General features: G+C 70.0%; 26 protein-coding genes. 11 read left to right on the top strand and 15 right to left on the bottom strand.

All coding sequences use genetic code 11. The features are described 5' to 3' along the window. Positions 1-33 precede the first annotated feature (33 nt). Positions 34-729: a hemerythrin domain-containing protein gene (locus ABD978_RS01510; RefSeq protein ID WP_345346918.1), complete on the top strand. Its 696-nt coding sequence runs from the start codon at positions 34-36 to the stop codon at positions 727-729. On the opposite strand, the gene ABD978_RS01505 is transcribed toward ABD978_RS01510, so the two are convergent. The 8 genes from ABD978_RS01505 to ABD978_RS01470 all read right to left on the bottom strand — a co-directional run bounded on the left by ABD978_RS01505 (position 719) and on the right by ABD978_RS01470 (position 5,832). After that, on the bottom strand, positions 719-2,470 hold the full coding sequence (locus tag ABD978_RS01505; RefSeq protein ID WP_345346915.1) for a complex I subunit 5 family protein: 1,752 nt from the start codon (positions 2,468-2,470) through the stop codon (positions 719-721). The two genes, ABD978_RS01510 and ABD978_RS01505, sit on opposite strands and share 11 nt — an antisense overlap. Next, the gene (locus ABD978_RS01500) at positions 2,470-2,811 is read right to left on the bottom strand and encodes a sodium:proton antiporter (protein ID WP_345346912.1); all 342 of its coding nucleotides are present in this window, start codon (positions 2,809-2,811) and stop codon (positions 2,470-2,472) included. Before ABD978_RS01500 ends, ABD978_RS01505 begins: the two co-directional genes overlap by 1 nt. Before the next feature lie 132 nt (positions 2,812-2,943). Beyond that, a complete protein-coding gene (locus ABD978_RS01495; protein ID WP_345346909.1) occupies positions 2,944-3,615 on the bottom strand; it encodes an MnhB domain-containing protein in 672 nt (223 codons plus the stop codon). Between the two features lie 8 nt (positions 3,616-3,623). Next, positions 3,624-3,875 (bottom strand): DUF4040 domain-containing protein, encoded by a 252-nt coding sequence (locus tag ABD978_RS01490; protein WP_345346906.1) that lies wholly within the window; start codon positions 3,873-3,875, stop codon positions 3,624-3,626. Further along, on the bottom strand, positions 3,868-4,137 hold the full coding sequence (locus tag ABD978_RS01485) for a monovalent cation/H(+) antiporter subunit G (protein ID WP_345346903.1): 270 nt from the start codon (positions 4,135-4,137) through the stop codon (positions 3,868-3,870). The genes ABD978_RS01490 and ABD978_RS01485 overlap by 8 nt, the downstream gene beginning before the upstream one ends. Then, positions 4,134-4,379 (bottom strand): MrpF/PhaF family protein, encoded by a 246-nt coding sequence (locus tag ABD978_RS01480; RefSeq protein ID WP_345346900.1) that lies wholly within the window; start codon positions 4,377-4,379, stop codon positions 4,134-4,136. Before ABD978_RS01480 ends, ABD978_RS01485 begins: the two co-directional genes overlap by 4 nt. Next, the gene (locus ABD978_RS01475) at positions 4,373-4,870 is read right to left on the bottom strand and encodes a hypothetical protein (protein ID WP_345346897.1); all 498 of its coding nucleotides are present in this window, start codon (positions 4,868-4,870) and stop codon (positions 4,373-4,375) included. The genes ABD978_RS01480 and ABD978_RS01475 overlap by 7 nt, the downstream gene beginning before the upstream one ends. Next, a complete protein-coding gene (locus ABD978_RS01470; protein WP_345346894.1) occupies positions 4,801-5,832 on the bottom strand; it encodes a cation diffusion facilitator family transporter in 1,032 nt (343 codons plus the stop codon). Before ABD978_RS01470 ends, ABD978_RS01475 begins: the two co-directional genes overlap by 70 nt. A 299-nt stretch (positions 5,833-6,131) precedes the next feature. Here ABD978_RS01470 and ABD978_RS01465 point away from each other — a divergent pair, with 299 nt between their 5' ends. Both ABD978_RS01465 and ABD978_RS01460 read left to right on the top strand, forming a co-directional pair. Further along, positions 6,132-7,064 (top strand): ABC transporter ATP-binding protein, encoded by a 933-nt coding sequence (locus ABD978_RS01465; RefSeq protein ID WP_345346891.1) that lies wholly within the window; start codon positions 6,132-6,134, stop codon positions 7,062-7,064. Next, entirely contained in the window at positions 7,061-7,897 is an 837-nt protein-coding gene (locus ABD978_RS01460; RefSeq protein ID WP_345346888.1) for an ABC transporter permease, read from the top strand. Before ABD978_RS01465 ends, ABD978_RS01460 begins: the two co-directional genes overlap by 4 nt. A 245-nt stretch (positions 7,898-8,142) precedes the next feature. Here the strand turns inward: ABD978_RS01460 and ABD978_RS01455 are convergent, their stop codons facing one another. Then, entirely contained in the window at positions 8,143-8,457 is a 315-nt protein-coding gene (locus tag ABD978_RS01455) for a DUF3099 domain-containing protein (RefSeq protein WP_345346885.1), read from the bottom strand. Positions 8,458-8,709: 252 nt separating this feature from the next. Here ABD978_RS01455 and ABD978_RS01450 point away from each other — a divergent pair, with 252 nt between their 5' ends. Further along, the gene (locus ABD978_RS01450) at positions 8,710-8,922 is read left to right on the top strand and encodes a dodecin (protein ID WP_345346882.1); all 213 of its coding nucleotides are present in this window, start codon (positions 8,710-8,712) and stop codon (positions 8,920-8,922) included. Positions 8,923-9,171: 249 nt separating this feature from the next. Here the strand turns inward: ABD978_RS01450 and ABD978_RS01445 are convergent, their stop codons facing one another. Then, a complete protein-coding gene (locus ABD978_RS01445; protein ID WP_345346879.1) occupies positions 9,172-10,563 on the bottom strand; it encodes a metallopeptidase TldD-related protein in 1,392 nt (463 codons plus the stop codon). Then, positions 10,560-12,059, bottom strand: a complete 1,500-nt coding sequence (locus tag ABD978_RS01440; protein ID WP_345346876.1) for a TldD/PmbA family protein — start codon at positions 12,057-12,059, stop codon at positions 10,560-10,562. Before ABD978_RS01440 ends, ABD978_RS01445 begins: the two co-directional genes overlap by 4 nt. A gap of 115 nt (positions 12,060-12,174) precedes the next feature. On the opposite strand from ABD978_RS01440, the gene ABD978_RS01435 reads away from it, so the two are divergent. Both ABD978_RS01435 and fabI read left to right on the top strand, forming a co-directional pair. Continuing rightward, entirely contained in the window at positions 12,175-12,879 is a 705-nt protein-coding gene (locus tag ABD978_RS01435) for a beta-ketoacyl-ACP reductase (RefSeq protein ID WP_345346873.1), read from the top strand. A gap of 71 nt (positions 12,880-12,950) precedes the next feature. After that, on the top strand, positions 12,951-13,715 hold the full coding sequence (fabI, locus tag ABD978_RS01430; protein WP_345346870.1) for an enoyl-ACP reductase FabI: 765 nt from the start codon (positions 12,951-12,953) through the stop codon (positions 13,713-13,715). 163 nt (positions 13,716-13,878) lie between these two features. On the opposite strand, the gene ABD978_RS01425 is transcribed toward fabI, so the two are convergent. Together ABD978_RS01425 and ABD978_RS01420 are read right to left on the bottom strand one after the other, a co-directional pair. Beyond that, positions 13,879-13,980, bottom strand: coding sequence for a DUF397 domain-containing protein (locus ABD978_RS01425; RefSeq protein WP_345346867.1), 102 nt, complete (start codon positions 13,978-13,980; stop codon positions 13,879-13,881). Further along, complete coding sequence (locus ABD978_RS01420; protein ID WP_345346864.1) at positions 13,977-14,786, bottom strand: helix-turn-helix domain-containing protein; 810 nt, start codon at positions 14,784-14,786, stop codon at positions 13,977-13,979. Before ABD978_RS01420 ends, ABD978_RS01425 begins: the two co-directional genes overlap by 4 nt. 155 nt (positions 14,787-14,941) lie before the next feature. Between ABD978_RS01420 and ABD978_RS01415 the strand changes: the two genes are divergently transcribed. The 4 genes from ABD978_RS01415 to ABD978_RS01400 all read left to right on the top strand — a co-directional run bounded on the left by ABD978_RS01415 (position 14,942) and on the right by ABD978_RS01400 (position 17,184). Beyond that, positions 14,942-15,346: an ATP-binding protein gene (locus ABD978_RS01415; RefSeq protein ID WP_345346861.1), complete on the top strand. Its 405-nt coding sequence runs from the start codon at positions 14,942-14,944 to the stop codon at positions 15,344-15,346. Next, entirely contained in the window at positions 15,343-15,675 is a 333-nt protein-coding gene (locus ABD978_RS01410) for a hypothetical protein (RefSeq protein WP_345346858.1), read from the top strand. The genes ABD978_RS01415 and ABD978_RS01410 overlap by 4 nt, the downstream gene beginning before the upstream one ends. 135 nt (positions 15,676-15,810) lie before the next feature. After that, positions 15,811-16,317, top strand: coding sequence for a glycine-rich domain-containing protein (locus ABD978_RS01405; protein ID WP_345346855.1), 507 nt, complete (start codon positions 15,811-15,813; stop codon positions 16,315-16,317). Positions 16,318-16,329: 12 nt separating this feature from the next. Beyond that, positions 16,330-17,184: a phosphotransferase gene (locus ABD978_RS01400; RefSeq protein ID WP_345346852.1), complete on the top strand. Its 855-nt coding sequence runs from the start codon at positions 16,330-16,332 to the stop codon at positions 17,182-17,184. Positions 17,185-17,235: 51 nt separating this feature from the next. Here the strand turns inward: ABD978_RS01400 and ABD978_RS01395 are convergent, their stop codons facing one another. Both ABD978_RS01395 and ABD978_RS01390 read right to left on the bottom strand, forming a co-directional pair. Next, entirely contained in the window at positions 17,236-18,498 is a 1,263-nt protein-coding gene (locus tag ABD978_RS01395; protein ID WP_345346849.1) for an MFS transporter, read from the bottom strand. A gap of 156 nt (positions 18,499-18,654) precedes the next feature. Next, positions 18,655-18,999 carry an ArsR/SmtB family transcription factor gene (locus ABD978_RS01390; protein ID WP_345346846.1) on the bottom strand — a complete coding sequence of 115 codons (345 nt, stop codon included), beginning with the start codon at positions 18,997-18,999 and terminating at the stop codon, positions 18,655-18,657. Positions 19,000-19,127: 128 nt separating this feature from the next. Here ABD978_RS01390 and ABD978_RS01385 point away from each other — a divergent pair, with 128 nt between their 5' ends. Next, positions 19,128-20,603 carry an MFS transporter gene (locus tag ABD978_RS01385; protein WP_345346843.1) on the top strand — a complete coding sequence of 492 codons (1,476 nt, stop codon included), beginning with the start codon at positions 19,128-19,130 and terminating at the stop codon, positions 20,601-20,603. Positions 20,604-20,800: the final 197 nt, after the last annotated feature.

Genomic DNA, 20,800 nt, shown 5'->3' with positions numbered 1-20,800 from the left:
TCATCCACTCCACCCTGACTGTACGTATTCGTAGTGATTTGTTTGGGTTGCGGGTGTCCGGGTAACGGGGGCGCAACGGTTGAGCAGACAGCCGATCCCGCGCGGGCGGGGCTGTCGCTCGTCCCGGGGATCGGCGGAGGAGGAGGAACCGTGCCGTCCGATCGTGGGTCCCGGGACGTCATCGACGTACTCACGAGGGATCATCGCCGAGTGAAGGAGATGTTCGTCCGCGTCATCGCGCTTCCTCCCGGAGACAGCCGGCGCCGCTATTTCGTGGCGAGCGTGATCACCGAGCTCATGCGTCACGCCCTGACCGAGGAGATGTACCTCTATCCGGCGGTCCGGGCCCACGTGCCGGACGGCGACCGGCTCGCCGCGGAGAAGATCGCGGACCACGCCCTGGCACGGCAGACGATCAACGAGCTGGACGGACTCGACCCGTCGGACGCGCGGTTCGACGAGGTGTTCGGCCGCCTCTTCGGAACCACCCAGGAGCATCTCGCGGATGAGGAGACGAACCTCTTCCCGCGACTGGCCGGCGCCTGCGACACCACCATGCTCCACGACCTCGGCACCAAGGTCGAGCGGGCCAATCGGGCGACGCCCGTGTGGCCGTCCGTCGAACCGGCCGACGTCCCGCCGCTCCACGGATGGTCCCGGCCCGGGCTGACCGATCATTCGGGCCCGGGGCTGGACGGCTGGCCGGGCTCCGGACCCCTCACGCGGTGAACAGCAGCAGCCCGAACAGCGCCACCCCCGCGGTGAGCCACGCGGCGTACTCCGCGACATGCCCGGAGTGCGCCGCCCGCAGGCGAGCGACCACGGGCCGCAGAAGGCGCGGCACCGGGTAGCGGAGGCCGAGCACCGCGACCACCGCCGCCAGCACGACGCCGGCCGCTCCGCCGGCGAGCCCGGCGGTGGTCCACAGATGGAGCGGAACGGACGCCGCGCGCCAGACGCCGCCGGACAGCACCGCCGAGACGTAGCCGCCGTGGTCGACGAAGACTCCCGCCGCGTGCGAGACACCGCGGCCCAGCCCGGGGACGAGGCCCAGCGCCACGGCGCCCGCGGCGAGGACGACGGCCGGCGCGGCCATGGTCCAGGGCAGGCGCGACAACCTCGGCCCGGTCTCGGTGTCCTCATGCTCGGCCGTGCCGCCGCCGGACGGGCCCGCGCCGCGGAACACGCGGAGCCACACCCGCAGCACCGCGCCCGCCGTGAGCGCGGACGCCACCACGCCGACCGGCGCGGCCCACCACCAGCCCGCGCGCTCGGCGGCCTCGTCCATCACGGTCTTGCCGGCCCACAGCCCCGAGGGCGGCATTCCCGCCAGGCCCAGACCGCCGACGAGGAACACCGCGCCGGACACCCGCATCGTGCGCCCGCGGCCGTGCAGCTCGCGTTCGTCGAGGGTCTCGAACCGGTTGAGCAGCGTCCCCGCGGCGATGAACAGCGTGGACTTCACGCCCGCGTGGCCGAGCACGTAGTACGCCGCTCCGGCGAGGGAGTCGTGGTCCAGAGCCGCGACCCCGAGCAGGATGACGCCGACGTGGCTGACGGTCGAGTACGCGAGCAGGCGCTTGACGTGGCGCTGCAGGACGCACATGACCCCGCCCAGCAGGGCGGTGGCGACGCCGAGGACGGCCAGGGCGGGCCCGGTCCCGGGCACGGCCCCCGCGAACGTCGCCCAGTACGTTCGCGCGACCGCGTAGGCACCGAGTTCCACCATGACGCCCGAGAACAGCACGCACACCGGCGTGGGGGCGACCGCGTGGGCGTCCGCCAGCCAGAAGTGGAAGGGCGCGGCCGCCGCCTTGACCAGGAAGCCGGTGCAGATCAGGAGGAACGCGACATTGACCAGGCGATGGTCCTGACCAGGCAGCCGCGCCCCCATGGCCGCGAACCCCAACTGCCCGGTCCGGGCGTACAGCAGGCCGATCCCCATCAGCGTGATGTACGCCCCGAGCGAGTTGATCACACCGAAGTTCAGCGCTCCGTGCACCGTCCGCGGCTCTTCGGCCTTGTAGCCGGTCAGGACGTAGGCGATGACGCTCATCAGCTCGAAGAAGACGAAGGCGTCGAACAGGTCTCCGGTGAGGACGAACGCGCACATCGCGGCGGTGAACAGGAGCATCAGCGCGTGGTAGATCGCCTGCACCTCGACGAGGTACCGCCACGAGAACACGAGGGCCGCGAGCGTCAGGACGGCGACGAGCAGCGCGAGGCCCGCCGACATCGGGTCGGCGACGAGCGGGATGCCGACGCTCACACCCGCCCGCGGCCGCCATCCCCCGAGCCACGCGACGACCGGGTGCCGGAGCGCGTCCGCCAGGACGACACCGAGCAGCACCGTCACGGCGAGGACCGTTCCGGTCGCGACCGTGTCGACCAGCGGTCGCGGCAGCCACCGGCCCCCCGCGGCGAGCAGGATCGCGACCATGACGGGTGCCGCGATCGCGGCCTGGAGCATCACTCCAGTGGCCGCAGTTCGTCCGGGTCGATGGTGCCCTGCCGCTTCGCCACCTGGACGGCCAGCGCGAGCAGCAGGGCCGTCGCGGTCGCGTTCACGACGATGTCGGTGAGCGCCATCGCCTGCACGACCGGGTCGACGACCTTCCCGGTGGGCTGGATGTCGGAGAACACCGGAGCGGTCCCGCCCTTGCGGTAGCCGACGGTCAACAGCAGGACGTACGTCGCCGACTGCGTCACCGACAGGCACACCACGACGTGCACCAGGTTCCGGCTCGTCACCATGCCGAAGATCCCCGCGAGCAGGATCCACCCGGCGGCCAGATACGGCAGGTGACTCATGCGCCCTCCTTCGTCGGAGGAGTGACCAGAGACGCTGTGCCCATGATTCACTCGCTGCGCTCGCTCATGCGCCCTCCTTCGTCGGAGGAGTGACCAGAGACGCTGTGCTCATGATTCGCTCGCTGCGCTCGCTCATGCGCCCTCCTCGCGTACGAGGAGCGCCTGCTCGAAGAACTTGGCGAGCACCAGGACGATCGCGCAGCCGACCTCCAGCCCGACCAGCGTGTTCCCCGTTTTCACCAGTCCGGCGCCGGCCAGGCCGACCATCACGAAGGCGCCCGCGGCCAGGGCCTCGCCCGCCTCGAAGGCCGGTACGGGACGCAGCCGTGCCAGCGCGGGATAGTCGCCGGTGAGGTAGAGGAGGTGCAGGGCGGTGCCGAGCACTACGCCGCCCTGGAAGCCGCCGCCGGGGGAGAGGTGACCATGGGCGACGATGTACACGCCCACCAGGAGCGTCACCGGGAGCAGGACGTAGCCCGTGAGACGCAACGCGTCGAACACGTCGGCGGGCCCGTACCCGTGCTCGCCCGCCTCCTCCTCCCGCTCCCGCCGCACCGTACGCAGCAGGACGACGGCCCCGAGCGCGGACGCGAACAGGATCAGCTCCTCGCCCACGGTGTCGAAGGCGCGCTGGTCGAAGTTGACCGACGAGACGACGTTCTTCGTCTTCTCGGCGATCGCGGAGGCCACCGCGCGGTCGCCGTACGGGTGGAACCGGCCCCCGAAGTCGGGCAGGCGGAACGCGGCCAGCACGAACAGCACCCCGAGCCCGGCCGCGCCGACGGCGAAGACGGCGAACCGCACCCCGCGGCTCACCGGCGTTCGCCGCCCTGCTTGCGGATCGCGTGGATCGCCAGGATCACCACCAGCGGAACCACGACCGTGCCCACGGCGATCTGCGAGAGCGCGACGTCGGGCGCCTGCAGGACCAGGAACAGGATGCCGAGTGTCACCCCGTAGGCGGACAGCACGATCGCCTGGCGGGCCGGGTCGCGGGTCAGCACGACCGCGGTCGCCATGACGACGACCAGCACCAGGGACACGATGAGGACGGCGTCAGTCATCGGGCCCTCGCCGCGCCCGTGCGGTGGCGACGACGGTCGCCGGTCCGGTGCCGATGAGCAGCAGGCCGATGAGGACCAGCTTGAACACGTCGTGCCAGGACGACCACGTGCGCAGCGCGAGCCCCGCGACGACCAGAGGGGCGGCCAGCACCGTCACCGGCCCGATGAAGTGCAGCCGTGCGAACAGGTCCCTGGTCAGCACCAGCCGGATCGCGCTCAGCGCCGCGACGGCGACCCCCGCCCAGATCAGGACGGTGCTCACAGGGTCCGCCCGATGAACCGGGCGTACACCAGGGAGCCCGCGAACGACAGCAGGCCGAGCACGAACGCGACGTCGAGGTAGGCGGGCCGGTCGTACCCGGCGGCCAGGAGCAGGAGGACCAGTGTCGCCGCCGGTCCCGCGAGGATGAGCCCGGTCAGCCGGTCGGCCGGATCGCCCCACAGGGTCGCGAGCAGACAGGGCCCGACGGCGGCGATCAGCAGGACCAGCGCGGCGGTCAGCATGAGGTCAGCTCCCGTTCGAGGCGAGAGGGGCGGTCCTCCGCGCGGTGCACCCGGATGGTGTCCCGGTCCGGGGACACCTGGGTGACGTACGCGCCCGGCGACACCGACAGCAGGAGGGTCAGCACACCGTCGCGGTGGGACGGCGGCGAGACCTCGGCGAACCGGCCCCGCCGGGCCGGTCGCAAAAGCAGGACGCAGTCGCGGAGGATCTGCGGGGGCAGCAGGAGCAGGGCGCGGAGCCGTGGGCGGGCGACCGCCAGGTCGGGCAGCAGGGTTCGCCGCGTGGCGACCGCCGCCGTGGCCCCGACCGCCGCCGCGGCGGCCCCGACGATGAGCTCGGTCACCGAGACCGTCGAGATGATCCCCAGGTAGATCACGTACAGGGCCGCCCACCACGCCGCCGACTCGATGACGGACCGCGTCAGGCCGGCCGTCCGGTCGTCGTGCCCGGATCCTCCGCCCGCGCCGCCTGGCCGTCGTCGTCGGAACACGAATGGCCGTATACCCGCTCGCCCGACCCGAAACCCGGACGCTGCGCGGCGGTCCGCTGCCGCGTCGGGTCGATGAACACGTGCGGGGTGACGGACAGCCGTTCCCCGACCCGCCGGTCGATGTCCTCGGCCATGTCCTCGACCTCCTCGGCGGTGATGTCGTCGACGAAGCTCGCCCGCGCCGCGATGAGGAGATGGTCGGGCCCGAGTCGCATCGTCAGCAGCTCGGCCACGTCGTCGACGCCCTCGGTCGCATTGATCTCCTCGGCGATCAGCCGCTGCTCGTCGGGGTCGGCCGCGTGGCCGATGAGCATGTCCCGGCTGTCGCGGCCGAGACGGTACGCGACGACGATGAGCAGCACGCCGACGGCGACGGACGCGGCACCGTCCCACACCGAGGAGCCGGTGAGCTGGGTGAGCAGCAGACCGCCCCCGGCGAGGACGAGACCGATGACGGCGGCGGTGTCCTCGAACAGTGCTGCCTTGACCGTCATGTCCGGGCTGCGGCGCACGTGGTCCAGTACCTCCCGGCCCTGATGCTCGGCCTCCTGCCGCATCTGGTGGACGGCACGGGCGAACGAGATCCCCTCGGCCACGAACGAGACGGCCAGCACGATGTACGCGATCAGCGGGTCCTCGTGCCCATGGGGCCGCAGCATCGCGAGGATGCCCTCGAACACGGAGAATCCGGCACCCGCCACGAAGATCCCGAAGGCCGCCAGCAGCGACCAGAAGTAGCGCTCCTGCCCGTAGCCGAACGGGTGGTCGCGGTCCGGCGGCCGGTTGCTCTTGCGCAGCGACGTGAGCAGGAACGCCTGATTGAGGGTGTCGGCGAGGGAGTGGGCCGCCTCGGCGAGCATCGCGCTCGAACCGGAGATCAGGCCGGCGGCCAGTTTGGTCGCGGCGACCACCAGGTTGGCGGCCCCGGCGACGAGGACCGTACGACGGGTTGACCGATTCATGGGGGTTCCGTTACCCGCGCAAGACCCGTCGATACGTGCCCGTCCGAGTCGCCTGCGCGAGGAGGCCGAGTCGCCTGTGCGGGGCGGCAGGGCCGCCTGCCGCAGGACGGTCGGACCCGGCCCCCGGCTCGGGGCGGTCGACGGCGGTCGCTAAGGGATGCGCCCCGTTCGGCCGACCGGCCACGGGAAATGGCCGGTCGGCGATGCTGGATCGATACGAAGGGTGGATCCGCCGACACGGACGCAGCGTCTAACGTGACGACCGCACGTCCCCCTTTCCCCCACCTCAGGATCTGCTGATGATCGAGGCGAAGAACCTCACCAAACGTTACGGCGACAAGGTCGCCGTGCATGATCTGTCCTTCACCGTCGAGCCCGGCAGGGTCACCGGGTTCCTCGGGCCGAACGGCGCCGGGAAGTCGACGACGATGCGTCTGCTGCTCGGGCTCGACCGCGCGGACGGCGGTGACGCGACCATCGCCGGCCGGCACTACCGGGACCTGCCGCGGCCGCTCTCGGTGGTCGGCGCGCTGCTGGAGGCACGGGCGGTCCACACCGGGCGCAGCGCCTACAACCATCTGCTGTGCCTGGCCCAGACCCAGGGCGTCGGCGCCAAGCGCGTCCAGGAGGTCATCGACCTGGTCGGGCTCCACGAGGTCGCCCGCAAACGCGCCGGCGGTTTCTCGCTGGGCATGGGCCAGCGGCTCGGCATCGCGGCGGCCCTGCTCGGCGACCCGGCCGTGCTGATCCTCGACGAGCCGGTCAACGGCCTCGATCCCGAGGGGATCCTGTGGATCCGCAACCTGATGAAGTACCTCGCCGCCGAGGGGCGCACCGTCTTCGTGTCGAGCCACTTGATGAACGAGATGGCGGTCACCGCCGAGCACCTCATCGTCATCGGCCGGGGGCGGCTCATCGCGGACTGCTCGACGGAGGAGTTCATCGAGCGCAGCACCGAGCAGCAGGTGGTCGTCCGCAGCCCGGACGCGGAACGGCTCGCCGCCATCATCGGTGAGGAGGGCGGCAAGACGACCCTGGACGGCGACGGCGCCCTCCTCGTGTCCAACCTGGAGGCTCCGCGCATCGGCGAGCTCGCCGCCGCGGGCGGCTTCGTGCTGCACGAGCTGACCCCCCGGCGCGGCTCGCTGGAGGAGGCATTCATGGAGCTGACCCGCGAGAGCGTCGAGTACGGCGCGGCGTCGGCCTCGGACGTCGAAGGAGACCCGCGATGACCACCGCTACCAGCGCGCCCGCCGGCCCGGCCGCTCCCGCCGACCACCGGCCGGGCTTCCACCACCTGCTGCTGAGCGAGTGGACCAAGATCCGCTCCGTGCGCTCGACGGTGTGGTCGCTGATCCTGCTGGTCGTCCTCGACCTGGGCTTCACCGCCCTGTTCACGGCCGTCACCGCCGCGCAGTGGGACAAGACCGACCCGGCGGGACGCGCGGCCGTGGCCGCCGACCCGACGAGCACGATCCTCGGCAGCGGGTTCTTCCTCAGCCAGCTCACCGTCTGCGTGCTCGGCGTCATGGTGATGGCCTCGGAGTACTCCACCGGGATGATCCGCGCCAGCCTCCTGGCGGTGCCCCGGCGGCTGCCCATGCTCGCCGCCAAGGCGACGGTGTTCGGCCTGCTGATCCTGGTCCTCGGGACGGTGGTGTCGTTCGCCTCCTTCTTCATCGGCGCGCCGATCCTCCACTCCAAGGTGCCGGTGTCGCTGAGCGACCCGGGCGTCCTGCGCGCCATCGTCGGCGGCGGGCTGTACCTCGCCCTGCTGGGGCTGTTCGCGCTGGCGATCGGCGGGATCGTCCGGCACACCGCGGCGGGCATCACGGGAGTGATCGGGTTCGTGCTGGTCCTCGCGCCGTTGGCCCAGTTGCTGCCCGGCAGCATCGGCAAGCACGTCCACGCCTACCTGCCGTCCGAGGCGGGCCACCTGATCGCCCAGGCGCATCAGGGCAAGAGCGACCTCCTGACCCCGTGGCAGGGGTTCGGGGTCTTCTGCCTCTGGATCGTCGTCATGCTGGCGATCGCGGCGATTCTGTTGAAGCGGCGCGACGCCTGACGGGCGGTGAACGGGCGGCCGGCGGCTCGCCGCCCTGGTCGACCGGGAATCAGCCCAGGTCGGCGGCGAACTGAATAAGGGGAGAAAAGTGGCGACGCCGGGAGGATACGGGGGCAATCCTCCCGGCGCCGCAATCATCGGTGTTCCGACGGGGGCCCGGAACACCGGCACGGGCGCCCCGACGGGGGACCAGAGCGCCGGAACAAATCGTACACCGAACCCCCCCTCTGTTAGTCAAGAGATTGTCACGAGCCGATTTCGTCGCGCGGGCCGGAAATCTCTTTTCGGTCAACGGTGTTTGGCTCGTACGGCGTGAATCGGGAGGCCGAGTCGGGCTCACGGCCGCCGTTCGCAAAGATGACGGCGACGTAGGGCAGCAGCACCGCGCCGAGTAGCGCGACGATCGCCAGCCACCGCCACGCGCCGTGAAGCGTCACGGCGAAGATGATGCTCAGCAGGAAGCAGAGCGCTCGCACGCCCATCGTGAGCAGGTAGCGGCGCTCGCGGTAGCCGATGTCCTCGGACAGGGGCCGGCGGGCGTCCGTCACCGTGTACACCACGGGCCGCTCATGTCGCCGGGTCGACGGTCTCACCTTCACACCTCCACGGTAGTCCTCGGACGAAACCGGGCAAGTGTCCGGGTGATCCGTGCCGGTCCGGTACGACGCCCCCCGCCCGAGACGGCCCGCCGGGTCGCCCGGCCACCTCGGGCGACGCGGCGGGACGGGGACGCTCGCTTCGCGTCGCATGGCGCGTGCGGCGGGCGGGAAGAAGGATCAAAGCATGTTCATCGCGGCGCGGGAGGAACTGTCATGACGGACCGGACATACCGGGTAACGGAGATCGTGGGCACCTCACCGGACAGCGTGGACGCCGCGATCCGCAACGCGATCAGACGGGCCGGGCAGACGCTGCGGCACCTGGACTGGTTCGAGGTCACCGAGGTGCGCGGCCAGATCGTCGACGGCGAGGTCGCCCACTACCAGGTGGGCCTCAAGGTGGGCTTCCGCCTCGAGGACACCTGAGCGGCACGCTCGCCGCACACGCGGCGACGGACCGACCGCCCCGGTCTCCCGTACGGCCACCGGCCTCGTACGGGCCCCTGTGTCTCCCGTACGGTTCCCGGTCCATGCGGACCGCGCTGGATCTCCGTACGGCGACGGGACCCCGTACGGAGACCGGAGCGCCGACGGCCGTCCGACCGGTCCGAGCCGGCCGACCGCTTTGTGGACGCGGTCGGCCGACTTTACGGACATAGTCGGCAGGGGAGATCGTTAGCTGGCTTTGCTGACCGTCGACATGTTGAAGTCGGTGATCCGGAGCGGCGGCATCGCCGTACGGGTGAAGTAGTCGGACCACTCGCGGCCGAGCGTCCGCTGTGACGCGCCGGCCTCCGCGATGCGGGCCAGCATGCCGACCGGGCTCTCGTTGAACCGGAAGTTGTTCACCTCGCCGACGACCTCGCCGTCCTCCACGAGGTACACGCCGTCGCGGGTCAGGCCGGTGAGCAGCAGCGACTGCGGGTCGACCTCGCGGATGTACCAAAGGCAGGTGAGCAGCAGTCCGCGACGGGTGCCCGCGATCATCTCGTCGAGCGTCTTCGCGCTGCCCGGCACCTCCATCAGCAGGTTGTCGACGCCGGGAGTGAACGGCAGGCCGGTCAGCCCGGCCGAGTGACGGGTCTGCAGCAGCGCGGACAGCCGGCCCTCGGAGATCCAGTCGACCGACCGGAGCGCGACCCCGTTGTCGAACGCCGACGAGTCACGGCTGGACGCGTGCGCCACCGCGAACGGCGTGCACTCCAGGCCGGGCGCCGCCGGGTCGCTGTACAGCCGGACCGGCGTGTCGGTCAGGCTCTCGCCGACCCTGGTGCCGCCGCCCGGCTTGCTGAAGACGGTACGGCCGTCGTTCGCGTCACGGGCCCCGGCGGACCAGTAGAGGTAGATCATGAGGTCGGCCACCGCGCTCGGCGGCAGCAGCGTCTCGTAGCGGCCGGCGGGCAGGTCGATCCGCCGCCGCCCCCACTCGAGGCGCCGGGCGAGGTCGTCGGCGAGCGCCGTGACGTCGACGTCGCGGAAGTCCCGGGTGCCGACGCCGTTCCAGGCGGACCGGGACAGGTCGTCGGACTTGGCGTTCAGCTCCACCTTTCCGGTCGGCTCGTCGGACCGGAGCCGCAGTCCGGCCGAGGTGCCGAGGAAGGTGGTGTTCATCGAGTGTTCGGCGAAGCCGTACAGCCTGCGGGCGTTCCCCTCAGCCGCGGCGAACGCCTCCCCGAGCGACGGCGCGAAGCCCTCGAAGACGCCGATGGACGTCTCGGCCGGCGGGTCCTCCCAGCGGCCGCTCGGACCGGCCTCGGCCGCCTCGATCAGCGACGTGGCGTCCTCGGCCGGGGCGTTGTCGGCCGCCGCGCGCTCGGCCGCGCGGACCAGGTCCTCGACCTGGTCCGGAGTCACTCCAGCACGGGACATGACACCCGTCGAGACGCCGTCGGCCTTGTTCTTGATCGCGATGACGGTGAGCCGCCGGGAGCGGGTGACGCCGTTGGTGGTCAGCGTGTTGCCCGCCCAGCGCAGGTTCGTGCCGCTGGACTCCTCGGCGATGACGACGCAGCCGTCGGTGCGCGACAGCGACAGCGCCCGCTCGACCGTCTCCTGCGGGGTGGTCACTTGCCCGCCTCCTTCACCGCGTTGAGGATGTTGACGCCGCGGAACAGCGCGGCGGGCGTGCCGTGGCTGACCGGCGCGACCTGGCCGGGCTGGCCCTTGCCGCAGTTGAACGCGCCGCCGAGGACGTAGGTCTGCGGCCCGCCGACGGCCTCCATCGAGTTCCAGAAGTCGGTGGTCGTCGCCTGGTAGGCGGCGTCCCGCACCTGGCCCGCGAGCCGGCCGTTCTCGATCTTGAAGAACCGCTGGCCGGTGAACTGGAAGTTGTAACGCTGCATGTCGATCGACCAGCTCTTGTCGCCGACCACGTAGAGCCCGCGCTCGACGCCGGCGATGAGCTCCTCGGTGGACGGGCCGTCCGGGGCCGGCTGCAGCGAGACGTTCGCCATCCGCTGCAGCGGCATGCTCGACGGCGAGTCGGCGAACGCGCAGCCGTTGGACCGCTCCGCCCCGGTCAGCCGCGCGATCCGCCGGTCCAGCTGGTAGCCGACGAACAGACCGTCGCGGACGATGTCCCAGCGCTGCGTCTCGACGCCCTCGTCGTCGTAGCCGATCGTGGCCAGGCCGTGCTCGGCGGTGCGGTCCCCGGTGATGTTCATGACCTTGGAGCCGTACTGCAGGCTGCCGAGCTTGTCGGACGTCGCGAAGGACGTGCCGGCGTAGGCCGCCTCGTACCCGAGCGCCCGGTCGAGCTCGGTCGCGTGCCCGATCGACTCGTGGATGGTCAGCCAGAGGTTCGACGGGTCGATGACGAGGTCGTACGTCCCGGCCTCGACCGACGGCGCCGCGAGCTTCTCGGCCAGCAGCTCGGGGATGCGGGCCAGCTCGTCGTCCCAGTCCCACGCGTTGCCGGTGAGGTACTCGTAGCCGTGGCCGGCCGGCGGGGCGAGCGTGCGCATCGTGTCGAACGCGCCGTCGCGGATGCCGACGGCGGTCAGCACCGGGTGCAGCCGCACCCGCTGCTGCGTCGTGACGGTCCCCGCCGTGTCGGCGTAGAACTTGTTCTCCTTGACCTGCAGGAGCGACGCGTCGGCGTGCGCGACGCGGTCGTCGCGCAGCAGCCGGGCGCTCCAGTCGGCCAGCAACGCGGTCTTGTCGCGTACGGCGACGTCGAACGGGTCGACCTCGTACGCGGAGATCCAGACCCGCTCGCCATGCGCCGGCTCGGCGGCCAGCTCGATGCGTTCGCGGTTGATGGCCGCGGCGACCTTGGCGACCTCGACCGCCTGCTCGGCGACCCGGACGGCCGCGTCCGTGGTCAGGTCGATGCCCGAGGCGAACCCCCAGGTACCGTTCAGGATCACCCGGACGGCGAAACCCGTGTCGTCGGCGTCGATGGCCGTCTCGAGGTTGCCGTCGGACAGGCGCAGCGTCTGGTGACGGATGCGCTCGAGGCGGAAGTCGACGTGCTCCGCGCCGAGTTCGCGCGCCCTGGACAGCGCCGCGTCGGCCAGCGCCCGCGACGGTAGCGCGGTGAAGTCTGAGTCGATCTCTCTCACTTGAGCAACCTATCGCGTCCTACAAAGACCGGCCGGTCCTCCTTGGCGGTGCCGTGCTCGTGTTACCTATCGGTAGGGCAATAGGCTCGCCACGATCGAACTGGAGGTTTGTCGAATGAGTCGCTCCGTCCTGGTCACCGGAGGCAACCGGGGAATCGGGCTGGCCATCGCCCACGAGCTGAAGGACGCCGGGGACGCCGTCGCCGTGACCTACCGCTCCGGAGAGCCCCCGGAGGGCCTGTTCGGAGTGCGCTGTGACATCACCAGCGCGGAGGACGTCGACGCCGCGTTCGGGAAGGTCGAGGCCGAGCAGGGCCCGGTCCAGGTGCTCGTCGCCAACGCCGGCATCACCAGGGACAACCTGCTGGCGCTGATGAGCGAGGACGAGTTCACCTCCGTCCTCGACACCAACCTCACCGGCGCCTATCGCGTCGCCAAGCGCGCCGTCCGCGGCATGATGCGCAAGCGCAACGGCCGGATCATCCTCGTGTCCTCCGTCGTCGGGCTGCTCGGCTCCGGCGGCCAGGCCAACTACGCCGCCTCCAAGGCCGGCCTCGTCGGCTTCGCCCGGTCGCTGGCCCGCGAGCTCGGTTCGCGCAACATCACGGTGAACGTCGTGGCGCCCGGCTTCGTGGACACCGACATGACCGCCGCGCTGGGGGAGGACCGCCAGACCGAGATCAAGAAGCAGATCCCGCTGGGCCGCGTCGCCCAGCCGGCCGAGATCGCCAAGGCCGTCCGCTTCCTCTCCGGGGAGGACGCCGCCTACATCACCGGCGCCGTGATCCCCGTCGACGGCGGCCTCGGCATGGGTCACTGACCCGGCGTATCCCCGAAACGAGCACCGGGCCGCGGGCGACCGGCGGCCGACATCTGGAAATGGGACACTGAATGGGCATTCTCGACGGTAAGCGGATCCTCGTCACCGGCGTCCTCACCGACGCCTCCATCGGCTTCCACGTGGCGCGGCTCGCCCAGCTGGAGGGCGCCGAGGTCGTCCTCACCGGGTACGGTCGCATGTCGCTCGTCGAGCGCATCGCCAAGCGGCTCCCGGAGGCCGCGCCGGTCATCGAGCTGGACGTCACCGACGCCGAGCACCTCGACGGCCTCGCCGGGAAGGTCGCCGAACACGTCGACGGGCTCGACGGGATCGTGCACTCCATCGGGTTCGCGCCGCAGACCGCCATGGGCGGCAACTTCATGAACACCCCGTGGGACGACGTCGCCACCGCCGTGCAGATCTCGACGTACTCCCTCAAGTCCCTGACGGCCGCCTGCCTGCCGCTGATGAAGAACGGCGGCTCGGTCGTCGGCCTGGACTTCGACGCCACCCAGGCCTGGCCGGTGTACGACTGGATGGGCGTGGCGAAGGCCGGCCTGGAGTCGACCGCCCGCTACCTCGCCAAGTACCTCGGCCCGGACGGCGTGCGCGTCAACCTCGTCGCCGCCGGACCGCTCAAGACCATGGCGGCCAAGAGCATCCCGGGCTTCGAGGAGTTCACGAACGTCTGGCCGGACAAGGCCCCGCTGGGCTGGGACGTCGCGGACCCGGAGCCGACCGCCAAGGCCTGCGTCGCGTTGCTGTCCGACTGGTTCCCCGCGACGACGGGCGAGATCGTCCACGTCGACGGCGGCGTGCACGCCGTCGGCGGCTGAAGTTCGAGAATGGCCTGGCGCCCCGCCTGCTCGGCGGGGCGCGCGGTGGCCGGTGGCGGGTTGGCGTCGGTGGCCTCGCCGAGGTGGCGGGTGCCGAACCGCCCGGATGGTCCGGCTCTCTCAGGAACCGGGCGTGAGTAGAGGGGCTTTCGTAGGTCCGGTGTCAGGTGGACCGAGTGTCCTCCAGGACAGTGACCTCGACGCACTCGCCGCCGGAGTTGCCGCTGCGACTGCTCTTCCTCCACGGCTGCTGCTTGAGATTCACAGGTACTCCTTCACCTTGTTCAGGCTGTCCTCGCCCGGCAGCGCCGACGTCCGGACGAGATCCCACGTTAACGTGATCTCCCGGACACGCGCCTGCTGATCGATCAGATAGCCGCCGCGCACGGCATCGACGTAGGCGATGTCCGCGCCGTCGTGGAAGCTGAGGATGGTGAACGCCCCTTCCAGTCCGGCGTACGTCTGCGCGGACTCGGGGACGACCTGAAGTGTGATGTTGTAGCGGTCGCTGATTTCGAGGAGATGCTCGAGCTGGGCGGCCATGACGTCTGGTCCGCCGACCTGGCGGCGAAGCGCCGCTTCATCGATCAGCGCCCATAGCCGGGCGGGCGCGGGGTCCTCGCGGAAGAGGATCCGCTGACGCTCCAGGCGGGCCGCCACGGAGTGCTCCAGCTCGTCAGGACTTCGCCCGGCCCGGAGGACGGCCGTGGCGTAGCCCTCGGTCTGGAGAAGGCCGGGGATGAGCAGAGGCGCGTGCGTTCTTGCCTGGTCGGCGGTTCGTTCCTTCTCGACGTATCCCCGGAAGAAGCTGGGGACGGCCTCTTTCTTGATCAGCTCGTACAGGTGACCGAAGCGGTCGGTGCGGAAGTAGGCGTCGAGGGCTTCCGCGTGATGGCGCCTGGGGATGCGTTCGGCGAGTTCGAACATGCTCACGATGGGTCTGGTCCAGCGGAGTTCGGCGGCCAGTTGGTCCTGGGTGAGTTTTTCGTGCTCGCGGTGCCTTCGTAGCTCATATCCGAAGTAGGCGGTGGGGGAATCGCCCGGTCTGAGCTGCTTTGCTGGTCTTCCCATTTATGCCCCTTATGTTGACGAGGTGTTTGTCGCTAGTCGGGGTGCGCCGCCTTGTGACGAAAAGCGGGTGGCCAGCATAACGCCGTCCTGCCATGGTGAGAAAGAAGCAACTGAGAACAGGAACGGGATAACCACGACACAGAGGGGAGCTGGCCGTGCCGGTGCTACGCGGCGACCCCGATCAAAGATGCGTTATACACTCGACGGCGGACCGCCGATCGGTGAAGCGCATCCGGCGCTTCGTTCGAGACGTACTCACAGACTGGAAATGTGACGAGCCGCTGATCGATAACGCGATCTCCGTCGTCGCCGAGCTGACCAACAACGTCATTCTCCACGTAGCGAACGTCACCAAACTTCGGGTCGCGGTATCCCGTGAGGCCGGGAAGATCTGTCTTGAAGTATGGGATCCGTCCGATGAGATCCCTGAGCCGCGTCACGCGGGCGTCGAGGACACCGTCGGCAGAGGTCTCGCCATGGTCGAGGCGCTGTGCGAGTCGTTCGAATGGCGGTGCGACGACCGCGGCAAGATCGCGAGGGCGGTGCCATGCGCCGAGTGACGGGGATCGGCAAGGCGGACGCCGACAGGATGACCGCGCGGATCGAAGGGCGTCACCCCGGTTGGATCGTCGGCTACGGCGTCTGTCACGGATATGGCTACGAAGGCCAGGAGTTGAGGCCTTGGTGGGCGCTCACGGACCGGCTGGCGAGTAGGACGTTCTTTGTGCGACTCGAAGCCGATTCGGCGGCCGAACTGGAGAAGCGGATGGCCTACTACGAGGACCGGCTCGCCAGACGCCAGGACTTCGGCATATTCGCGAATTTCCCGGTGTCGGGCTATCTCCTGAAGCCGGATGAAAGCCAAGTAGAAACGACGCTGGTCGCATGATCTCCACCACGCTGATGTCTTCGGAGACGACCCGCATCAGCACCGTGGTCACCAATATAGGCGCGACGGTGAAGGGCGCAGGTCGGTAAACAGCTTCACGTCCGTAGCAGCATCATCAACCGGAAGGAGCCGGTCGTGACGATCACGACGGAACATCCTCTGCACCAGGCCCAGGTCGATCCGAAGGACCCACGCGACCTCGTCTCGCCCGAGGTCTTCGAGAAGGTCACCACGCACCTCGCCAAGAAGATGGAGGTGACGAAGGTCTACGCCGAGCGGATGTTCGGCCAGGCCCTCGTCTTCCTCAAGGCGTATGCCGACACCCGCAAGGCCAAATCCAAGGCCATGCTGCTGCCGGACGGCACGGGCTACCGGGTCGTCCCGGACGTCACGGTCGACCCGGCCTGGCACGCCTTCATCGAGCACACCGAGGACTACGTGCCGTTCTGCCGGGAGATCGCGGGCGAGTACATCCACCACCGGCCGGTGCTGACCGCGGAGATGCGGTCCGGCCACGCGCTGGAACACACTCTCCCGGCGCTGTACGCCACCGGCTACCGCGTAGACCCCGAGTTCTGGTCCACCGCGACGAGTTGCTGCCCGCCCTGCTGCGCACCGCCCATCCTTCCCCCGCTTTCCTAGATTAGGAGTCCCATGCGCACCGCCTGGACCGAGCTGCCTGGACAACTCCAGGCAGCGATAAAGGACCGCGCCGGTCGGATTCGCGCCCTCCAACCGGCTACACGGGGAAACCACGCGGACTTCGCGTCCACGTTGTACACCCCGGACGGACGTGTATTCGTCAAGGCCGCGCGGAAGGTGTCGACGGACGTCGACGGTCCCGAGGTCCGGGCGCTGCGCTGGGAAGCGGCGATCAATCCGTACGTGGCCGAGCTCGCCCCCCGGCTTCTGTGGCGTGCGGAGGCCGGAGGGTGGCTCGCCCTCGGATTCGAACATGTAGCCGGCCGACATGCCGATTACTCGCCCGGCTCTCCAGATCTGGCCGCACTCGATCGGGTGATTCGTACGCTTCAGGAGACGGTCACTCCTGAAGCGGTCAAGGGTCGCGTGGAACGCCGTTGGACTTTGGCGGATGTCGACGTGTCCGGTGCGGCCGGTGATGTGCTGCTGCACACTGACATCAACGCGGACAACCTGCTGATCACCCCGGACGAACGTGTCTATCTCGTGGACTGGGCGTTCGTCGCACGAGGTGCGGCCTGGGTCGAGTTGGGCTTGATGATTCCGTGGCTGATCAAGGCCGGTCATAGCCCTTCCCGGGCGGCGGCATGGGCCGAACGGTTCCCGGCATGGAACCGGGCCGATTCAGCCGCGATCGATGCGTTCTCCATGGCGCTCGCACAGTGCTGGCGCGTGCGATGTGAGCACAACCAAGCAGAATGGGTCGCAGAGCGCGCGGCGCTCACGCGACAGTGGGCTGAACATCGACTGAGAGGGCGAGAGGTGAACGGCGTGGGCGAGAAGCCGAGCGGCGTCAGCTGGGCCTGATCCGCCCCGCGTAGGTGACGGTGGCCGGTATCGCATCGCCGACTCCTCTGCTCAGCTCACCGTGCGGGGTTCTTCGCGGGTCCGATCGGCGTCGGTGGCGGCACGCCGCGTCGCGGTCGTCAGGCTCGGTTCCAGCAGGCGTACGGCGACGAGGGCGAGGCAGTCGATCGCGCCGAGGGCGACCCACGGCAGGGCGCGGTGGACACTGAACAGCCGGGTGAAGAACGCGGGCGCGATGATCCCGGCGAGGGTGAACGAGTACTGGAAGGCGGCCATGTAGCGGCCCCTGAGCTCGACGGGGGAGATCGCGGCCGCCAGTGCCATCGAGACCGGTGCGTGCATCACCTCGGCCAGGGTGAACAGCACCGTCGCGCCGGCCAGCACGGGGATCGTCACGGCCGGCCGACCGGGGACGAGACCGGACAACACGAAGCACCACGTGGCCCACAGGGCGGTCGAGGCCATCAGCACCCGGGTGCGCCGGTACCCGGCGAGCCGTTCGATGACGGGTGCGGCCAGCACCGACACCAGGACGGTGTTGCCCACGAAGAGCGCGGACGCGAGCCAGGACGGCCCTCGCAGGCCGGTGAGCACGAAGGTGGGCAGGGCCAGGCCGAGCATCATGCTCGTCATCGCCAGGGCGGTGTTGATCCCGGTCAGGGCGAGGAACGGGCGGTCCCGGAAGAGCGTTCCATACCCGGATCGGGCCCGTCCGGTGCCGTCGTGGCGCCGTGGCGCGCGGACGAAGACGCCGATCGCGGTGGCGGCCACCGCGAAACAGCCGGCCGCGCCGTAGGCGACCGCGCGATAGATAGCAGGACGGCCGTCGGCGATGACGGCGCCCGTGACCAGGCCGCCCGCACCCAGCCCCGCGGTGCGGGCCATGTTGGCCCAGGCGAACCATGAGTCGGGGCTCCGGCCGGAGGCGCTCGCGTCGGCGTAGTCGGCGAGCGCGGTGAAGACGCAGGACCAGAAGAACCGGACGCCCACGGCCACCAGGCTCGCCGCGAGGAGGACGCCGACGGGCGTCTGCACCCGAATGTACGCGAGGTAGCCGAGCGCCTGCACGACCTGGGCCGCGACGACCAGAGGCAGGGCGCCCAGTCTGTCGGCCAGGGAGCCGGCCCAGATGGGGATCGGGAGCGTCACGGCGTTGGCGACGCTGATCAGTACGCCGAGAAGGCCGAGCGGGATGTGGGAGAACCGGGTGAAGAAGACCAGGGACAACGGAAGAAAGAGCCCGTTGCCGACCGAGTCGATGACCAGGGCGCCGATCAGGACGCCGCCACCACGGGCCTTGATCGAATCGGTCATCTCCGGTGTCACTGTAATCGAACACAGGCTCGGACGGCGGTCGACGGCAGGTCGCCGGCGACCCGCGCCGAGGGGCGGGTGCCGAGCCGCCCAGGTGGTCGAGTTCGGTGAGACCACCGCATCGCCGCCAGGATGATGACACCCCTCAGGGGGTGGTCAGTGATGGCCGCCGTAGGTCTCTTCGTCGGCGTCGGCGGCGTTGATCTCGGCCGCGGTCAGTAGGGCGCCGAGCAGGCCGGGGAAGCGCGCGTCCAGATCCTCCCGGCGCAGGGACAGCAGGTTCTCGCGGCCGTAGGGACGCTGCCAAATGATCCCGCTGTCTCGCAGGACCTTCCAGTGGCGCGTCAACGTGGACTTCGACACCCCGTCGAGGATCGTCCCGCAGGGGTGCTCCCCGCCGGCGGCGAGCGTACGGACGATCTGCAGTCGCCGCGGGTTCCCCAAGGCCGTGAGGACGTTCTCCAACCGGATCTGGTGGCGTTCTGGGTGCTGAGGGATCACGTACCGAGTGTATGTACGCGTACCGACGAACATCCAACCCTCCTCTCTTGCGCAATCATACGTCAGTTGACATACCTACGTACTGTTCGCAAATATGCGTACATTCGAACCTAGAGAACGGTGGGCGAATGACCGATTCATCCGTGGGGTCGAGCCGGGGCCCGGTGGGCCGGGCGCGACTGGGCTGGAGCCTGGCCCTGCTCGCGCTGGCCCAGCTGATCTTCGCACTCGACCTCAACATCGTGTTCGTGGCGCTGCCGGAGATCGGCGCCGACCTGGGCTTCTCGGATCAGACCCAGCAGTGGGTCGTCAGCGCCTATGTGGTGTTCGCCGGAGGGTTCCTGCTGCTGGGGGGACGCGCGGCCGATCTGCTCGGCCGTCGAAGGATCTTCGTCCTCGCCCTCACCGTCTACGCCGTGTCCTCACTGGCCGGCGGTTTGGCGGGCGCCCCGGGCGTCATCATCGTGGCCCGGGCGGTTCAGGGCATCGGCGGGGCGCTCCTGCTGCCCTCCACCCTGTCACTGATCAATACGCTCTTCGAGGAAGGGCCCCGGCGGAACCGCGCGCTCGCCGTGTGGGGCGGCGCCGGAGCCAGCGGGCTCACCGTCGGCGCGCTGCTCGGCGGAGTCCTCACCCAAAGCTTCGGCTGGCCCGCGGTCTTCTTCGTCAACGTGCCCTTGGCCGCCCTCGTCGCCCTGGGCGCACTGGCCGTCATGCCGCGTGACGGCCGCCGCCAGGAGAATCGCAGATTCGACCTGCCCGGCGCGCTGACGGTGACCGGCGGTGCCACCCTGCTCGTCTTCGCACTGGTCCAGGGGCCGGTGGCCGGCTGGTGGTCCGCGGAGATCATCGTCGCAGCGGTTCTGGCGCTGACGCTGCTGGTCGCCTTCGCGATCGTGGAACTGCGGAGCGCCGATCCCCTGATGCCGCTCCGGCTGTTCCGTAATCGCAGCCTCGTCGTCGGGGTCGCGGTCACGTTCATCTACATGGCGACGTTCGGCACTCTCCCGTACTTCCTGACGGTGCTGCTGCAGACCGTGCACCGATTCAGCGCTCTGCAGACCGGCCTCGCCTTCCTCGTGCCCTCTCTCGCGATCGCGGCCGGCACCCAACTGGGCGAGCGCCTGGCGACCCGCCTCGGGATCCGCACCACGCTCCTGACCGGCTTCGGCATCGGCACGGTCGGCACACTCGTCCTCGCGCTCGGCTTCCATGCCGGCAGCGGTTACGCCGCGATCCTCCCAGGGCTGATCGTCTCGGGCGTGGGCCAGGGCATCACCTGGACCGCCATGTGGATCGCCGCGGCCGCCGGAGTCGCCCCCCGCGAACAGGGCGTCGCGTCCGGCATGGCCTCAACGACGCTGAATCTGGGCAACGCCATCGGCCTCGCCGTGCTCGTGGCGATCGCCAACTCCCGCGCCGGGGGGTCGTCAGGGCCGGTGCTGCGTTCCTCGATCGCCGACGGCAGCCGCACCGCCGTCTTCATCGCCGCCGGCGGCATGCTCTTCGGACTCCTCGTCGCGGTGCTCTCACCGCGTGGATCCGCCTCCGCCAAGGAGACGGTGGACGAGACGCTCAAGCCCTCCGAGCCCCAAGCGGTGTGACAACGGCCCCGCTCGTCCGACACGGCCGGGCGGGGCCTTCCCCTCCACGGCGGACGGCGTCACCGGGCCGGCCGCTCAGCTCACCGCCGGAGGGTTCTCAGGGATCCGGTCGATTCCGGTAACGGTACGTCGCGCCGCGGTCGGTCAGGCTCGACTCCGGCAGGCGACGATGGTGAGGCGGTCGATCGTGCCGAGGA

The sequence above is a fragment of the Actinoallomurus liliacearum genome (assembly GCF_039542035.1).
Lineage (GTDB): Bacteria > Actinomycetota > Actinomycetes > Streptosporangiales > Streptosporangiaceae > Actinoallomurus > Actinoallomurus liliacearum.
This window is presented reverse-complemented; position numbering and strand designations above follow the sequence as displayed.

Excerpts from the sequence above, each read along its gene's own strand:
- ABD978_RS01435 (WP_345346873.1), top strand. The coding sequence starts at position 12,175 with ATGAGTCGCTCCGTCCTGGTCACCGGAGGCAACCGGGGAATCGGGCTG.
- ABD978_RS01465 (WP_345346891.1), top strand. The coding sequence starts at position 6,132 with ATGATCGAGGCGAAGAACCTCACCAAACGTTACGGCGACAAGGTCGCC.
- ABD978_RS01470 (WP_345346894.1), bottom strand. The coding sequence starts at position 5,832 with ATGAATCGGTCAACCCGTCGTACGGTCCTCGTCGCCGGGGCCGCCAAC.
- fabI (WP_345346870.1), top strand. The coding sequence starts at position 12,951 with ATGGGCATTCTCGACGGTAAGCGGATCCTCGTCACCGGCGTCCTCACC.
- ABD978_RS01395 (WP_345346849.1), bottom strand. The coding sequence starts at position 18,498 with ATGACCGATTCGATCAAGGCCCGTGGTGGCGGCGTCCTGATCGGCGCC.
- ABD978_RS01420 (WP_345346864.1), bottom strand. The coding sequence starts at position 14,786 with ATGGGAAGACCAGCAAAGCAGCTCAGACCGGGCGATTCCCCCACCGCC.
- ABD978_RS01480 (WP_345346900.1), bottom strand. The coding sequence starts at position 4,379 with ATGCTGACCGCCGCGCTGGTCCTGCTGATCGCCGCCGTCGGGCCCTGT.
- ABD978_RS01385 (WP_345346843.1), top strand. The coding sequence starts at position 19,128 with ATGACCGATTCATCCGTGGGGTCGAGCCGGGGCCCGGTGGGCCGGGCG.
- ABD978_RS01490 (WP_345346906.1), bottom strand. The coding sequence starts at position 3,875 with ATGACTGACGCCGTCCTCATCGTGTCCCTGGTGCTGGTCGTCGTCATG.
- ABD978_RS01460 (WP_345346888.1), top strand. The coding sequence starts at position 7,061 with ATGACCACCGCTACCAGCGCGCCCGCCGGCCCGGCCGCTCCCGCCGAC.
- ABD978_RS01505 (WP_345346915.1), bottom strand. The coding sequence starts at position 2,470 with ATGCTCCAGGCCGCGATCGCGGCACCCGTCATGGTCGCGATCCTGCTC.
- ABD978_RS01500 (WP_345346912.1), bottom strand. The coding sequence starts at position 2,811 with ATGAGTCACCTGCCGTATCTGGCCGCCGGGTGGATCCTGCTCGCGGGG.
- ABD978_RS01450 (WP_345346882.1), top strand. The coding sequence starts at position 8,710 with ATGACGGACCGGACATACCGGGTAACGGAGATCGTGGGCACCTCACCG.
- ABD978_RS01400 (WP_345346852.1), top strand. The coding sequence starts at position 16,330 with ATGCGCACCGCCTGGACCGAGCTGCCTGGACAACTCCAGGCAGCGATA.